The 14,105-nt window shown below is 33.6% G+C and carries 17 protein-coding genes; 9 read left to right on the forward strand and 8 right to left on the reverse strand.

Annotation, left to right across the window (positions count from 1 at the left end):
- Positions 1-29 precede the first annotated feature (29 nt).
- A complete protein-coding gene (locus FEF17_RS02490) occupies positions 30-683 on the reverse strand; it encodes a TonB-dependent receptor plug domain-containing protein (protein ID WP_139000779.1) in 654 nt (217 codons plus the stop codon).
- 147 nt (positions 684-830) lie between these two features.
- Here FEF17_RS02490 and miaB point away from each other — a divergent pair, with 147 nt between their 5' ends.
- From miaB to groL, 8 genes are all read left to right on the forward strand, one after another.
- Positions 831-2,279, forward strand: a complete 1,449-nt coding sequence (miaB, locus tag FEF17_RS02495) for a tRNA (N6-isopentenyl adenosine(37)-C2)-methylthiotransferase MiaB (protein WP_139000780.1) — start codon at positions 831-833, stop codon at positions 2,277-2,279.
- Positions 2,280-2,285: 6 nt separating this feature from the next.
- Positions 2,286-2,627, forward strand: a complete 342-nt coding sequence (locus FEF17_RS02500; RefSeq protein WP_139000781.1) for an avidin-fold protein — start codon at positions 2,286-2,288, stop codon at positions 2,625-2,627.
- A 13-nt stretch (positions 2,628-2,640) separates the two neighbouring features.
- Positions 2,641-3,912, forward strand: coding sequence for a sigma-54 interaction domain-containing protein (locus FEF17_RS02505; RefSeq protein ID WP_139000782.1), 1,272 nt, complete (start codon positions 2,641-2,643; stop codon positions 3,910-3,912).
- Between the two features lie 53 nt (positions 3,913-3,965).
- Positions 3,966-4,478: an LPS assembly lipoprotein LptE gene (gene lptE, locus FEF17_RS02510; protein ID WP_139000783.1), complete on the forward strand. Its 513-nt coding sequence runs from the start codon at positions 3,966-3,968 to the stop codon at positions 4,476-4,478.
- 10 nt (positions 4,479-4,488) lie between these two features.
- Positions 4,489-5,433 (forward strand): DUF8458 domain-containing protein, encoded by a 945-nt coding sequence (locus tag FEF17_RS02515; protein WP_139000784.1) that lies wholly within the window; start codon positions 4,489-4,491, stop codon positions 5,431-5,433.
- 2 nt (positions 5,434-5,435) lie between these two features.
- Positions 5,436-5,801, forward strand: coding sequence for a preprotein translocase subunit SecG (gene secG, locus FEF17_RS02520; protein WP_139000785.1), 366 nt, complete (start codon positions 5,436-5,438; stop codon positions 5,799-5,801).
- 145 nt (positions 5,802-5,946) lie between these two features.
- The gene (locus FEF17_RS02525; RefSeq protein WP_139000786.1) at positions 5,947-6,222 is read left to right on the forward strand and encodes a co-chaperone GroES; all 276 of its coding nucleotides are present in this window, start codon (positions 5,947-5,949) and stop codon (positions 6,220-6,222) included.
- A 98-nt stretch (positions 6,223-6,320) separates the two neighbouring features.
- Positions 6,321-7,952 carry a chaperonin GroEL gene (gene groL / locus FEF17_RS02530; RefSeq protein ID WP_139000787.1) on the forward strand — a complete coding sequence of 544 codons (1,632 nt, stop codon included), beginning with the start codon at positions 6,321-6,323 and terminating at the stop codon, positions 7,950-7,952.
- A 165-nt stretch (positions 7,953-8,117) separates the two neighbouring features.
- On the opposite strand, the gene FEF17_RS02535 is transcribed toward groL, so the two are convergent.
- The 7 genes from FEF17_RS02535 to xrtF all read right to left on the reverse strand — a co-directional run bounded on the left by FEF17_RS02535 (position 8,118) and on the right by xrtF (position 13,444).
- Positions 8,118-8,483, reverse strand: a complete 366-nt coding sequence (locus FEF17_RS02535) for a DUF2200 domain-containing protein (RefSeq protein WP_139000788.1) — start codon at positions 8,481-8,483, stop codon at positions 8,118-8,120.
- A gap of 26 nt (positions 8,484-8,509) precedes the next feature.
- On the reverse strand, positions 8,510-8,866 hold the full coding sequence (locus FEF17_RS02540) for a heavy-metal-associated domain-containing protein (RefSeq protein ID WP_139000789.1): 357 nt from the start codon (positions 8,864-8,866) through the stop codon (positions 8,510-8,512).
- 22 nt (positions 8,867-8,888) lie between these two features.
- The gene (locus FEF17_RS02545) at positions 8,889-11,129 is read right to left on the reverse strand and encodes a TonB-dependent receptor (RefSeq protein ID WP_139000790.1); all 2,241 of its coding nucleotides are present in this window, start codon (positions 11,127-11,129) and stop codon (positions 8,889-8,891) included.
- A gap of 57 nt (positions 11,130-11,186) precedes the next feature.
- Positions 11,187-11,909 carry a heavy metal translocating P-type ATPase gene (locus FEF17_RS02550; protein ID WP_139000791.1) on the reverse strand — a complete coding sequence of 241 codons (723 nt, stop codon included), beginning with the start codon at positions 11,907-11,909 and terminating at the stop codon, positions 11,187-11,189.
- Between the two features lie 102 nt (positions 11,910-12,011).
- On the reverse strand, positions 12,012-12,413 hold the full coding sequence (locus FEF17_RS02555) for an HYC_CC_PP family protein (protein ID WP_246046771.1): 402 nt from the start codon (positions 12,411-12,413) through the stop codon (positions 12,012-12,014).
- Between the two features lie 57 nt (positions 12,414-12,470).
- Positions 12,471-12,899 (reverse strand): exosortase F system-associated membrane protein, encoded by a 429-nt coding sequence (locus FEF17_RS02560; protein ID WP_139000792.1) that lies wholly within the window; start codon positions 12,897-12,899, stop codon positions 12,471-12,473.
- Entirely contained in the window at positions 12,896-13,444 is a 549-nt protein-coding gene (gene xrtF, locus FEF17_RS02565) for an exosortase family protein XrtF (protein WP_139000793.1), read from the reverse strand. The genes FEF17_RS02560 and xrtF overlap by 4 nt, the downstream gene beginning before the upstream one ends.
- Positions 13,445-13,510: 66 nt before the next feature.
- Here xrtF and FEF17_RS02570 point away from each other — a divergent pair, with 66 nt between their 5' ends.
- Complete coding sequence (locus FEF17_RS02570) at positions 13,511-13,966, forward strand: GAF domain-containing protein (protein WP_139000794.1); 456 nt, start codon at positions 13,511-13,513, stop codon at positions 13,964-13,966.
- The last annotated feature ends 139 nt before the right edge of the window (positions 13,967-14,105 follow it).

Raw genomic sequence — 14,105 nt, forward strand, 5'->3', positions numbered from 1 at the left:
TTTATTGAGAACAAAAAAACATTTAACCTTTACTTCAACTTAATTTTAATTACACCTCCAGCTCCTCGAGATCCATATAAACTACTATTTACCCTTTCGACAGATATATGCTTTATATCAGCAGGGCTTATTGAAGCTATATTTGAAACTTGTGTACCATTAACTATGTATAATGGCTTAATAAAAAAGTCACTACCATTAGACAAAGATTTACCAGCTCCAATTACCCTAATTTCTTGACCAATTACTCTAACATTGGGAAATTTTGTTCTTAAAAGTTGAAATATATCCGTGTAGCTAGAATAGTCAATTGAATTGTTATTATAAACTGAATATCCAAAACCCATTTCTGAAAATCTCTTCTTTGAAATAATTTCTTTATCCTTTGGAAAAATAAAATCAATTCTATCCTCATTGTTATACTCGATATCAATCAATCCATACTTTTCTGAATAAGCTGTAATCAATTTAGCTTCATTTGTGATTTTAACACTATAGGCCCCGTGTTTATCTGTTTTTGATTTAGTTTTTAAAGAGTCTACAAAAATTCGAACTCCTTTTATTGGACTACCATCATAATCCTTGATTGAACCTTTTAGCTCAAATATTTTGGACTCATTATTTTGGGTAATTAAACTATTAAAAGAAAATACTATAAATAAAATAGTAAGCAATGATTTCATGAAAATAAAATTTTATTAAAAATACGAATTTATCATTAATCTAAAAATTTAAAAAACTCTAGCAAAATCGATACTGACACTTTGTCATAAAACATAAATAAATTGTATCTTTGCATACTTATTGACCAACATGGTTCATTACAAAATATGGAAAAGATTATTGACGAAAACAAACAAGGCGAATCGCTAGTTTTAGAACCCAAAAAAGAAAACACACGCAAGCTTTTTATAGAAAGTTATGGTTGTGCTATGAACTTTAGCGACAGTGAAATTGTAGCTTCAATCTTAACTAACGAAGGCTTCAACACTACTCAAAATTTAGAGGAGGCCGATTTGGTATTGGTGAACACATGTTCCATTCGTGATAAAGCAGAACAAACCGTTAGAAAACGATTAGAAAAATACCAATCAGTAAAAAGGCAAAGCAACCCAAAAATGAAAGTGGGTGTTTTGGGTTGTATGGCAGAACGCCTAAAAAGCAAGTTCCTCGAAGAAGAAAAAATTGTTGACCTTGTTGTTGGTCCAGATGCTTACAAGGATTTACCAAATTTACTTGCCGAAGTAGATGAAGGCAGAGATGCTATAAATGTTATTCTATCTAAAGAAGAAACCTATGGTGATATCGCACCAATACGTTTAAACACTAATGGTGTTACCGCATTTGTATCCATAACACGCGGATGCGACAATATGTGTACGTTTTGTGTTGTACCTTTTACTAGAGGTCGTGAACGAAGTCGCGATCCACATAGTATTATAGAGGAAGTTAACGATTTATGGAGTAAAGGTTTCAAGGAAATTACACTTTTAGGGCAAAACGTTGATAGTTATTTATGGTATGGTGGTGGACTTAAAAAAGATTTCGAAAAAGCCAGTGATATTCAAAAAGCGACTTCGGTAAACTTTGCAAAACTACTAGAGTTATGCGCAAAAGCTCAACCAAAAATGCGTATTCGTTTTTCAACATCGAATCCTCAAGATTTAACTATGGATGTTATAGAAACCATGGCTAAATACAATAATATATGTAACCATATTCACCTACCTGTTCAAAGCGGTAGCGACCGTATATTAAAAGAGATGAATCGTTTACATACACGTGAGGAATACATGCAGTTAATTGACAACATTCGTCGCATTATACCTAACTGTGCCATAAGTCAAGATATGATTGTTGGATTTCCTACAGAAACCGAAGAAGATTTTCAGGACACCGTATCGTTAATGGAATATGTAAAATATGATTTTGGTTACATGTTTACTTATTCGGAACGACCAGGAACATTAGCAGAACGTAAAATGGAAGATGATGTCCCAGAGCCAACAAAAAAGAGAAGGCTAGCCGAAATGGTTGAACTGCAACAAAGACATAGCGGAGAAAGAACGAAACAATATTTAAATACAGTTGTTGAAGTATTAATTGAGAAAGAATCTAAAAAATCAAAAGAGCAGTGGTCTGGTAGAACACCACAAAATACCGTGGTTGTTTTCCCAAAAGAACATTACAACATAGGTGATTATGTAAACGTACAAACCCACGATTGTACGACTGCAACACTTATTGGAAAGGCCATTGGATATTCGGAAAATTATTAAATAAACATGTCAGAATTCAACTTAAATAATAGAAATTTTTCCCTTTTAGTGAATTCCAGAAATGGTAAAGCGAATTCCGATACACAATTTAATTACAAGCAAGACGAAAATCTTGTAACAGCAGACTACTTTGGAGGCTCTATTAAATATGGAAAAATAATTGGCCTCCTTAATAAAAATAAGCTTAATATGTTATACCAGTGTATAACTACAGAAAATGAATTAAAAGCAGGAAAAGCAATTGCAGAAATCAATTTTACTGAAGAAGGCAAAATGAAATTAAAACTTAATTGGCAATGGCTTGGAGAGAATAATGAAAGTGGAATTTCTGAATATATTGAGAACTAAATTATAATGTAAAATGGAATCGGTACAAGCAATTAAACAACGTTTTGGTATCATTGGCAATACTCCAGCACTAAATCGTGCTATTGAAAAAGCCATTCAAGTTGCCCCAACAGACATTTCTGTTTTGGTGACTGGGGAAAGCGGTGTAGGTAAAGAAAGTATTCCAAAAATCATACATCAACTTTCTCACAGAAAGCATAATAAATACATAGCTGTTAACTGTGGCGCCATTCCAGAAGGCACCATTGACAGCGAGCTGTTTGGTCACGAAAAAGGAGCTTTTACAGGTGCTACCCAAGCAAGACACGGTTATTTTGAAGTAGCTGATGGAGGGACTATTTTTCTGGACGAAGTTGGAGAACTTCCGCTAACAACGCAGGTAAGGCTTTTACGCGTTTTAGAAAATGGTGAATTCATAAAAGTTGGTTCCAGTAAAGTTCAAAAAACTAATGTACGCATCGTTGCTGCTACAAATGTAAATATGTTTGAAGCCATCGAAAAAGAAAAGTTTCGAGAAGATCTTTATTATAGATTAAGCACCATTGATATACATTTACCTCCACTTCGAGAAAGACGAGATGACATCCATCTACTATTTAGAAAATTCGCAAGTGATTTTGCTTTAAAATATAAAATGCCAACAGTTAAATTAACCGATAATGCCATTCAGTTACTACTAAAACATAGATGGAGTGGTAATATTAGACAATTGCGAAATATAGCTGAACAACTATCAGTACTTGAGCAAAACAGGACCATTACTTCTGAGACATTAAGAAGTTATTTACCGGCCACAGTAGGAACTAATTTGCCTGCAGTAATAAAAACATCTAAGTCTGAAAGCGATTTTAGCAGTGAGCGGGAAATTCTTTATAAAGTGCTTTTCGACATGAAAAGTGATTTAAACGATTTAAAAAAGCTCACCATGGAACTCATGAAAACGGGTAATGTAAAAGATGTCGAGAAGGATCATGAAGGGTTAATTCAAAAAATTTATGGCGACAGCGATGACGACAATAACGAATTTGAAGAAGCTATTACAGAAACCGAAGTTTTATCTATTCCAGAGCATGTAACTTCCAATGATGAATTAGTCGAGACGCAAGATAAATATCATTTTGCCGAAGAAATTGAAGAAGAAGAAACCTTGTCGCTCCATGACAAAGAACTAGAATTAATAAAAAAATCTCTTGAGCGTCACAATGGAAAGCGTAAATTAGCAGCAGCAGAATTAGGCATAAGTGAACGGACGTTATATAGAAAAATAAAACAATACGATTTATAACAAGGCGTTATCTAAATTAACGCTATCAATCTAGAACTGCATTTAATTTAAAAATGAATAAATTAAAATACTTTCTTTTCTTATTATTAGTAACAGTGATAATTGTTAATTGCAAAGTTCAGTATGGTTTTACTCAACCTAATTCTATTGAAGCTGACTCATTTCAAGTAACGCGCTTTGAAAATAATGCCAATTTGGTTGAACCTGGTTTGGAAAGAGATTTCAAAATCACGCTTGAAGATTTAATACAAAATCAAACTAATTTAAATTTAACGTCATCCAATCCAGATTTAGTTTACGAAGGTGAAATTACAGAATATAGAATTTCACCAACCACCTCAACTTCTCAAAATACGGCAGCACAAAATAGATTAACAATTTCGGTAAGGATTAGTTTTTATAATAGGAATAAAGAGGAAGACGATCTCGAAAATCAGTCATTCTCGTTTTTCTACGATTACCCTGGAAGCGCCCAACTAATTGGTGCGCAAAAAACAACAGCCCACGAAGAGATTTTAGACCGTTTAACACAAGACATTTTTAATGCAACACTTGCTCGATGGTAGATTATAAAAGATGAATATTAACGATTTTACATATATACTTCAACATCCACAGTCTATAACATACGAACAGACTGAAGACGTAAAATCTGTTATTGATTCTTATCCCTATTTCCAGTCTGCCAGAGCCGTTTACCTAAAAGGTTTAAAAAATCAGAGTAGTATTAAGTATAATGAAGAACTTAAAACTACCGCGGCCTACACAACAGATCGAAGTATTTTATTTGATTTTATTACATCCGATAGTTTTATTCAGAATGAAATTTCACAATTCATTAAACAGAACACCGAGCATTTAAAAGATATAAATGTAGATGTTGAAGATATTTCTGTTGAAAAAAGCGTTGCCATTGATGAAGCTTTAAAAAAGCAAATTCAGGAAACTAAAGGTGTTTTAGACCCTACTTTATTCGAACCAAAAGAACGTCGAACTCAAAAAACAATGGTCTTCTCATTGGATGAATCGAAAGCTATTGAGAATGTAACTGAAGAAACAAAAACTCAAGAAGCAACAGCGGAAGACATCCTTGGTTTAGGCACACCACTTCAATTTGATAAAAGTGAAACACATTCATTTAACGAATGGCTAAAATTAACTAGATATAAACCAATAGTTAGAACTGAAAGCAAAAATGTAGCTAAAGCAGACATATCAACTAAAGCTTCACCATCATCAGAAAAAGCTAAAAAGTTTGAGCTAATTGATAAGTTTATTGCTAAAAACCCTAAGATAAATCCAACGCAACAAAACACTCCAAAAGGCAATTTAGCCAAAGCCCAAATGATACAACCTGAAGCTTTAATGACAGAGACTTTAGCACGTATTTATGTGGAACAAAAAAACTATAAAAAAGCCATTCAATCTTATAAAATTTTAAGTTTGAAATATCCAGAAAAAAGTAGTTTCTTTGCAAACCAAATTAAGAGTGTAAAACAATTACAAGAACAAAATAAATAGTAATGAGTACGTTTACAATATTTTTAGCCCTCATCGTAGTAGTGGCATTTTTACTAATAGTAGTAGTTATGGTTCAAAATCCTAAAGGGGGCGGGTTATCATCATCTTTTGGCGGTGGAGGCACCCAACAGTTAGGTGGCGTAAAAAAGACAACAGACTTTTTAGATAAAAGTACTTGGACGCTAGCAACACTATTATTAGTGCTTATATTACTTTCTAATGTAGCCATAAATAGAGGTTCAGAAAATGTGGATTCTAAAGCATTAGATCCAGATGCTGCAGCTGCCCAACCTTTACCAGCAGTTCCTGAAGATAATGCCGCAACTACATTGCCTGAAGCGTCAACAGCAACGGATTCTGCACAATAAAAGTGCATAAATAATTTAAAAAAATGCCAGCTATTTAAAGTTGGCATTTTTTGTTTCTGAAAGTTTGTCAGTAAAAAAATGTTGGCACATTTTTAGCATAACGCTTAAGCGTTAAATTAAATTTTTAAACCAAAAACATATAACAATGGCATTGAACATTAAACCATTAGCAGATCGCGTTCTTATTGAACCCGCTGCTGCTGAAACAAAAACAGCTTCAGGAATTATTATTCCAGATAACGCTAAAGAAAAACCTCAAAAAGGAACGGTTGTAGCGGCTGGACCAGGCACAAAAGACGAGCCTATTACAGTACAAGTTGGTGATACTGTTTTATATGGAAAGTATGCTGGTACTGAATTAAAATTAGAAGGTAACGATTACCTAATAATGCGGGAAAGCGATATTCTTGCAATAATTTAATACAAACTTTCATTTCTGTGCATGCAGGAAGCATAATAAAAATTAAACTAAAAATTAAATAGATTCCCTTCTTTTGGGAATGTCAAAATATAATTAAAATGGCAAAAGATATAAAATTCGATATTGATGCACGTGACGGTTTAAAGCGTGGTGTAGATGCATTAGCAAATGCAGTAAAGGTAACATTAGGTCCAAAAGGGCGTAATGTGATTATTAGTAAAAGTTTTGGCGCACCTCAAGTAACTAAAGATGGTGTATCAGTGGCTAAAGAAATTGAACTAGATGATGCTCATGAGAACATGGGTGCTCAAATGGTAAAAGAAGTTGCTAGTAAAACCAATGATCTAGCAGGAGATGGAACTACTACAGCTACAGTTTTAGCTCAGGCAATTGTAAAGGAAGGCCTAAAAAATGTAGCATCTGGAGCTAATCCAATGGATTTAAAACGCGGTATTGACAAGGCGGTAGAAGCTATTACTGCAGACCTCGAAGAACAAGCTCAAAAAGTAGGTAACTCTTCAGAAAAAATAAAACAAGTAGCTGCAATTTCTGCCAACAATGACGATACTATTGGTGAGTTAATCGCTCAAGCTTTTGAAAAAGTAGGAAAAGAAGGAGTTATTACTGTTGAGGAAGCTAAAGGTATGGATACTTATGTTGATGTTGTAGAAGGTATGCAGTTTGACAGAGGTTATTTATCGCCTTATTTTGTTACCGATTCTGATAAAATGGTTGCTGATTTAGAGAATCCGTATATTTTATTGTTTGATAAAAAGATTTCTAATTTACAAGAAATTCTTCCAATATTAGAGCCGGTTGCACAATCTGGTCGTCCTTTATTAATTATTGCTGAAGACGTTGATGGTCAAGCATTAGCTACTTTAGTAGTTAACAAATTACGAGGCGGTTTAAAAATTGCTGCAGTTAAGGCTCCAGGTTTTGGCGACAGACGTAAAGCTATGCTTGAAGATATTGCTATCTTAACTGGAGGCACTGTAATTTCGGAGGAAAGAGGTTTTACTTTAGAAAACGCAGATTTATCAATGTTAGGCAGTGCAGAAACTGTAACTGTTGACAAAGACAATACAACTATTGTAAATGGAGCTGGAGATGCAGATGCTATTAAAGCCCGCGTTAATCAAATTAAAGCTCAAATTGAAACGACAACAAGTGATTACGATAAAGAAAAGCTTCAAGAACGTTTAGCTAAATTAGCTGGTGGTGTAGCGGTATTATATGTTGGTGCTGCTTCTGAAGTTGAAATGAAAGAAAAGAAAGATCGTGTTGATGACGCATTACATGCAACTAGAGCAGCAGTTGAAGAAGGTATTGTTGCTGGTGGTGGTGTTGCCTTAGTTAGAGCAAAAGCTATCTTAGAAAAAATCACTACAGAAAACTTAGATGAAACTACTGGGGTTCAAATCGTAAATAAAGCGATAGAATCTCCTTTAAGAACCATTGTTGAAAATGCAGGTGGCGAAGGCTCTGTAGTTATCAATAAAGTTCTAGAAGGCAAAAAAGACTTTGGTTACGATGCCAAGTCTGAAGCCTATGTAGATATGCTTAAAGCAGGTATTATTGATCCTAAGAAAGTAACACGTATTGCTTTAGAAAATGCAGCTTCTGTAGCTGGAATGATTCTAACAACAGAGTGTGCTTTAATCGACATTAAGGAAGATGCGCCTGCGATGCCTCCAATGGGAGGCGGAGGAATGCCAGGAATGATGTAATGCCGAATCGGTATGGATAGATATGTCACTCTTACCTATTATTATACCAAGTTAACATAAATATTTATAAAACGCTTTCAAAAAATATTTGAAAGCGTTTTTTTGTATTGTATTTCTAATATGAAATGATAAAAAATAAATCTCTAATTAAAACTACACTCTTAATTAATTTGAGCGCAAAATCTTCTCCATTTTTCTACCTCTAGCCAATTCGTCAATCAACTTATCGAGGTAACGGCATTTCTTTGTTAATTCATTATCAATTTCCTCAATTCTGTAACCACATATTACGCCTTTTATGAGTTCTGCATTTGGATTAAGGTTTGCCTCATCGAAGAAATCTTCAAACGTAGCTTTTCGATCTATCATCTCCTGTATTTTAGAATCGTCAAAACCTGTTAACCAATTTATTACAGTATGCAATTCTTCTTTCGTTCTACCTTTTTTTTCAACTTTACTTACATAATGCGGATATACTGAATAAAACTTCATAGTCCTTACTCGTTCATTATGCTCAGGTGTTGTTTTCATAAGTATAATAATTTAAAGCTTATTCATTATTCTTTGTGGTGTGAATCTGTCACATCCTTATCTCGATATTTACAACAAGCATGCACCGCGGCATAGGCTTCATCTGAAGCCTTTAATTCTTGCACATCATGACCTGCAGCTAATACTTGATTCTTTATAATTTCTGAATTTGTTTTACGCTCATCAAAAATCAATTTTAATTCGTGGGTATCAATACTCCATTCAGCAAATTTTACACCTTTGGTATTTAAACATGCTTTTTCAATTCGTGCTTTACACATAGCACAAACCCCGTCCACTTCCATCGAAGCTTTAGCATTTCTGTTCTGAGCAAATGTGGTTGTCCCTATTAAAAATAGTGTTATGATAATTAAGTTTTTCATGGTCTTGTTATTTTTTAAGATATTATTTTATTTTAAATCGCAATCCTGCATAATACATACTGCCAAAAATTGGTCCATATACAAACGTACTATCAAAATTCGCTCCAAACGGATCTTCGGCTCCTAAAATGGGGTTGGACTGCCTTAAATTAGTTATGTTCTCACCTCCTAAATATACTTCAAATTTTTTAGAGAACACCTTAGTAACTTGCGCATTTAAGGTCGATACCGTTGGCGTTCGCTCTTGCAATTGGTATTGAGTTGGGTTACTTGTCGTTGATGCATACCTTTGGTCTCCCAACCAGTTAAATGTTGCATCGAATTTCCAGCGTGCTCCATTGTCCTTTTCCTTAGTTTTATATCCTACATTGGCAAACAGCCTGTTTCTCGGTGTTAAAGGGCGCTCTAATCTTCCAGAATTATAGTCAGTTTTCACATCGTACAGTTTATATGCCATTCGTAAATCGAAACCTTCAAAAGGATTATAATTAAATTCAGCTTGAAAACTGTTCGCGTAACTCTTCCCTTCAAGATTATAAAAATTAATTTCTTGAGGATTCTCCCAATCGACTACTACTTGATTTTTAAAATCAGTTTTGTAATAATCTAAAGTGATGTCGGCTTGTCTTCCAAACAAATTAAATCCTTGTAAATAAGAAACCCCATAGTTCCAAGCTATTTCTGGATCCAATCCGTAAATATCGCCACCTGAATTTAATATACCAATAGTCCTAGATGTGGCAAAAAGCTGCTGATTTTCAGTAAAAATATTAGCACTCCGTTTCCCTCTACCAAAAGATGCTCTAAAAGCTGATTTGCTCCAAGGTGAATACCTTAAATGAACGCGAGGTGTAATAAATGTTCCTAGCAAATTATGCCTATCTATGCGCACACCTGCTGTAAGATTTAATAACTCAAGATTGTCATAGCTATATTCAAAAAATGCTCCTACCGAATTTTCGGTTCTTTCAAAGTCGGTAATATTTACTAATTCGTCATAATGATCGTAGGTATAACTTATTCCCGTTTTTATTTTATTACGAGAATCGCCTATTATTGAGTTGTAAATAGCATTAGCATACAAACTGTTGTGCTTAATATCATAAACATTCAAACCAAAATAGGATTCTTGTTCATGACTGCTAAAAGCCGCTTGCACTCCTAAACTTTGCCAAGGCACTTCGGGATTCACATAACCAAACTTACCCGAAAGCTCATAACGTTCGGTTTCAATTTCACTACCCCAATAATTTGTAGTTAATTTATCTGTATCTGGGTTAAAATCTAATTCGCCAGTTTGTTTTTCGTCATTTAAATATTTCAAATTTATAAAACTCACAAACCCTTTTTGAGTATCGGTATATTGCCAGCGGTTCATTAAATTAATCTGATTAAACAAAGGCATGTCCAAAAACCCGTCATTATTCACATCATGTTTTTCATTCTGGGTATTGCCATGAATAAATAATCCTGAATGCCATTTATCGCTCACCTTAGTATTTAAATGCGTATTTAACTCTAAACGTGAGTTAGTAGCCCCGTATAAATTCACAAATAACTTATCATCTGTTGAAGGCTTTACCAATTCAGTATTTATTTGACCTGCGATACTTTCAAACCCATTAATAACACTACCAGCACCCTTAGTAATTTGGATACTTTCTACCCAAGTTCCCGGAATGAAGCTCAAACCATACGTTTGTGAAGCACCTCGTATAGAAGGAATATTTTCCGTAGCAATTAAAATGTACGGGCTTGTAAGTCCTAACATTTTTATTTGACGCGTTCCTGTAATTGCATCGGCAAAATTAACGTCGATAGACGGATTCGTTTCAAAACTTTCGGAAAGGTTACAGCATGCAGCTTTCAATAATTCGTCGCTGCTTACCGTAATAACGTTTTGTGCTTTTAAAAACGATTTGGCCGTCGCTTGCTTTCTAGAGGTAACGGTAACTTCTTCTAGATCGCTTGTTGGCTGCAACCAATGTTGTACCATCTTATCAGGACTTTTAATCGTTAACGTATCAGATTTGAAACCAACGTAACTTACTACTAGCTTTTCATATTCCGGTTTGTAGGATAGGTTAAACTTGCCGTCTAAATCTGTTACGGTTCCAACGGTAGTATCGAGCCAATACACGTTTGCTCCTACCAAACCGATATGCTTGTTTTCTTTATTCGCTTCTATTATCATGCCGCTAATACTTTCTTGTGAAAAGAAAATGGCTGGAAGTATAAATATTATATATATTATTTTTCTCATTTTATATCTTATGTAATATCACGTGACTTTGACTTGCAGAATCACACGAAGTGATATTTAGTTGTGTAATTTGATTAGCATGACAACTGCCATCACAATCATAATAGTATTTTCAATTAATGTGGCCTTTGTCATAGGGAGTTTTAAAGCAGTCCCCAAACATGCACATTGAATAGACTTCTTGCCTAATAAGGTTTTAGTAACGCCAATAGTAGTTATCCCTAAAATGACTAATGTTACAATTAGCGCCAATGTAATTTCAATGCGCATTAAAAACAGCGTTCCTAAACCTAACTCTATAAATGGATAAACCCAGCCATATAATGGAATTACTTTAGCCACAGGATCATACATTCTGAAAGAATCTGGAAAACCTTTTAGATCTAAAAATTTGAAAAAACTAAATACTATATAAAACAATCCCATAAAATCAAGCATAAATGCCCGTCCATTCCACGGATTATAGTTTAATAATATTGAAGAACCTATTATAAAAAAGAAAATCAAGAATAATGGAAACAATTGTTGTAACTCACTTTTTTTAGTTGTTTGAGTTTCTGAAGAAACGTTGAAAATATTTTTTTCTGCAATATGATATTTGCTAGAAAGTGCTTTTTGTAATTTATCCGTGGAAATGTGTTGAGCCATTTCAATAGAGGCTTCAGAAGCCTCTAAATTAACTTCTACACAATTTATCTCTGGAATTGCGTTTAAGGCATCCTCAACATAAGTTCTGCATCCATTACAGGTCATGCCAGTAATTGTATATGTATGTTTCATTTTGATTTATTTGAATTCATAAAATTTTGAATATCCTAAATTTCTGAATTATACATTGATTGGGGAATGTGTATCAATTCAGATGAACAAAACTTTATAAAATCAAATTAGGAAAACCTCATCTAACATCTGTATGTCGTAAATGAGGTTGGGCGGAACATAGTCTTTATGAGGAATAATTTGTTTTGACAAACTCTCAAAAAGAATAGGATACGATTGTGTAAAAGTGAACCATAACTGATCTTGGTCTAAATCTAAGTCTTCAAATGAAACTACATGTAATTCATCTTGACCTTGAATAACATTGACTTTATCTTTGCAGCAGGATTTCTTTTGTAAGATTTCCATAGACTCCATCGCACACTTCTCTGCTTCAGAAAAGATAGATACATCTACTAACGTATCTCCACAAAAGTGACTTTCAACAGTAAAAGAAACCGTTGAAAACAAAACGAGGATTGCCATTGCAATAGAAAATCCCTTATGTAAAACCTGCTTTAACACGATACAAAAATACGAAATTTCAAAATGAACAATTTAATTTTATCAAAGGCTTAACATTTATCTCCTAATCTTGTAGTAATAAAATGCCGGTATTAAGACTAATAAGCCAAGAGGCTGAATAAGAAAACGACGCACATTGAAGAACATATAATAGTCTTCTTGACGTGGGTTCACAACAAAATAAAGATAAAGCAACATTAAAATAATAAACGCCAATACATATAATATGGCAGCGAATTTAACAACGCTGTTCTCAATAAATAATAGATGTAATATGACAAGTGAAATAATTGTATTTAGCGAGTATCTAAGACAAGTAAATGCAACAAGTTTCGCTAGTTCTCTTCTTGGACTGTCAATGTAGAGATAATCGTTTTGAAAAAAAACTAAATACGGATCGTAAAACAATTCATTTTCAAAAACTCGAATTAAAATCAATAACCCAAATAAAAAAAACAACACGATATATTTGGTGTAGTTATTCATGTCTTTTTATAAATTGTTGCAAACCGATTAACCCATAACATCCAAAGTAAAAATACCATCCCATAGATTATACCTGGAAAAATTACGGTGTGCAAAATATCTTTACGCCATGGATAATGGTACATCCCCATAGACAAAATAACAATGCGCAATAAATTAACAGTATAAATTAAAACACTCCCAGAAAGCACATAAATAAATGTTTGTTTTGGTCTTCCAGTAAAAGCTATAATAAAGGCTATAAATAAATTTATGACGCTTACTGCATTGCAGCCTTCTATTACCCGTGCAATGTATTTTCCATTTAAAATTAATTTCATTGAAGGTTCATTTGGATGCGGTACTACTTGCGAATTATACCCAAAAGTATCTAAAAGTAATTCAGCTTGTCTTGCAACCAGATTTGTGACATAATCTGGATAGAAGTGAGTTCCAGTTGAAAATTTTAAATAAAGTGCATATATGGAAGATAAAGCAATATACACCAACAAAAATGTAAGTATAAATTTTATAACCGACTTGTATTTAGAAAAAAGGGCTCTCAATTAATTTGTTAATCTTAATATCGAAATTACACCTTTTTAAATACTTTTACCAAAACTTTTGAAGTTATGCCTTTTGAAAATTTAAAACCTAAAGTTGAAACCATTGTTTCAAATACTAAAAAAACAGTCGATGAACGACTCTTCGAAATTTGCGAACTCCTAGAAAAACACGTAGAGTATTATAACTGGGTTGGTTTTTATTTTAGAAATGGCCAAAAAGAAGAGTTAAAATTAGGCCCTTATGTTGGAGAGCCTACAGACCACACCATAATCCCTTTTGGAAAGGGCATTTGCGGACAAGTAGCCCTTAGTAATCAAAATTTTGTGGTACCAGATGTATCTGCTCAAGATAATTATATCGCATGCAGTATCACGGTGAACGCTGAAATTGTAGTCCCAATTTTTGTAAATGGTCAAAATATTGGTCAAATTGATATCGACTCCAACACTCCTGATCCATTTACAGCAGAAGACGAGCGTTTATTAGAGTTTGTTTGTGAAAAAGTTTCTTCCATTTTATAACTGTTAACAACTTTGCTTTTTAGTTAAAAAATCAGTTCCATTTTTAAGATTTACGTACTTGTTTTTTCAAGGAAATAACTACTTTTGCAATTATTTATAAACTTCAGCTTAAAACACTGAAAAACAGGTGTAATTTCAT

This window comes from Hyunsoonleella aestuarii (assembly GCF_006148925.1).
Lineage (GTDB): Bacteria > Bacteroidota > Bacteroidia > Flavobacteriales > Flavobacteriaceae > Algibacter_D > Algibacter_D aestuarii.

What these genes read in the sequence shown, in the direction of transcription:
- FEF17_RS02515 (WP_139000784.1), top strand. Translation starts at nt 4,489, where the DNA reads ATGAATATTAACGATTTTACATATATACTTCAACATCCACAGTCTATA.
- FEF17_RS02560 (WP_139000792.1), bottom strand. Translation starts at nt 12,899, where the DNA reads ATGAATAACTACACCAAATATATCGTGTTGTTTTTTTTATTTGGGTTA.
- FEF17_RS02550 (WP_139000791.1), bottom strand. Translation starts at nt 11,909, where the DNA reads ATGAAACATACATATACAATTACTGGCATGACCTGTAATGGATGCAGA.
- groL (WP_139000787.1), top strand. Translation starts at nt 6,321, where the DNA reads ATGGCAAAAGATATAAAATTCGATATTGATGCACGTGACGGTTTAAAG.
- FEF17_RS02570 (WP_139000794.1), top strand. Translation starts at nt 13,511, where the DNA reads ATGCCTTTTGAAAATTTAAAACCTAAAGTTGAAACCATTGTTTCAAAT.
- FEF17_RS02525 (WP_139000786.1), top strand. Translation starts at nt 5,947, where the DNA reads ATGGCATTGAACATTAAACCATTAGCAGATCGCGTTCTTATTGAACCC.
- miaB (WP_139000780.1), top strand. Translation starts at nt 831, where the DNA reads ATGGAAAAGATTATTGACGAAAACAAACAAGGCGAATCGCTAGTTTTA.
- FEF17_RS02545 (WP_139000790.1), bottom strand. Translation starts at nt 11,129, where the DNA reads ATGAGAAAAATAATATATATAATATTTATACTTCCAGCCATTTTCTTT.
- FEF17_RS02500 (WP_139000781.1), top strand. Translation starts at nt 2,286, where the DNA reads ATGTCAGAATTCAACTTAAATAATAGAAATTTTTCCCTTTTAGTGAAT.
- FEF17_RS02490 (WP_139000779.1), bottom strand. Translation starts at nt 683, where the DNA reads ATGAAATCATTGCTTACTATTTTATTTATAGTATTTTCTTTTAATAGT.
- secG (WP_139000785.1), top strand. Translation starts at nt 5,436, where the DNA reads ATGAGTACGTTTACAATATTTTTAGCCCTCATCGTAGTAGTGGCATTT.
- FEF17_RS02505 (WP_139000782.1), top strand. Translation starts at nt 2,641, where the DNA reads ATGGAATCGGTACAAGCAATTAAACAACGTTTTGGTATCATTGGCAAT.
- lptE (WP_139000783.1), top strand. Translation starts at nt 3,966, where the DNA reads ATGAATAAATTAAAATACTTTCTTTTCTTATTATTAGTAACAGTGATA.
- FEF17_RS02535 (WP_139000788.1), bottom strand. Translation starts at nt 8,483, where the DNA reads ATGAAAACAACACCTGAGCATAATGAACGAGTAAGGACTATGAAGTTT.
- FEF17_RS02540 (WP_139000789.1), bottom strand. Translation starts at nt 8,866, where the DNA reads ATGAAAAACTTAATTATCATAACACTATTTTTAATAGGGACAACCACA.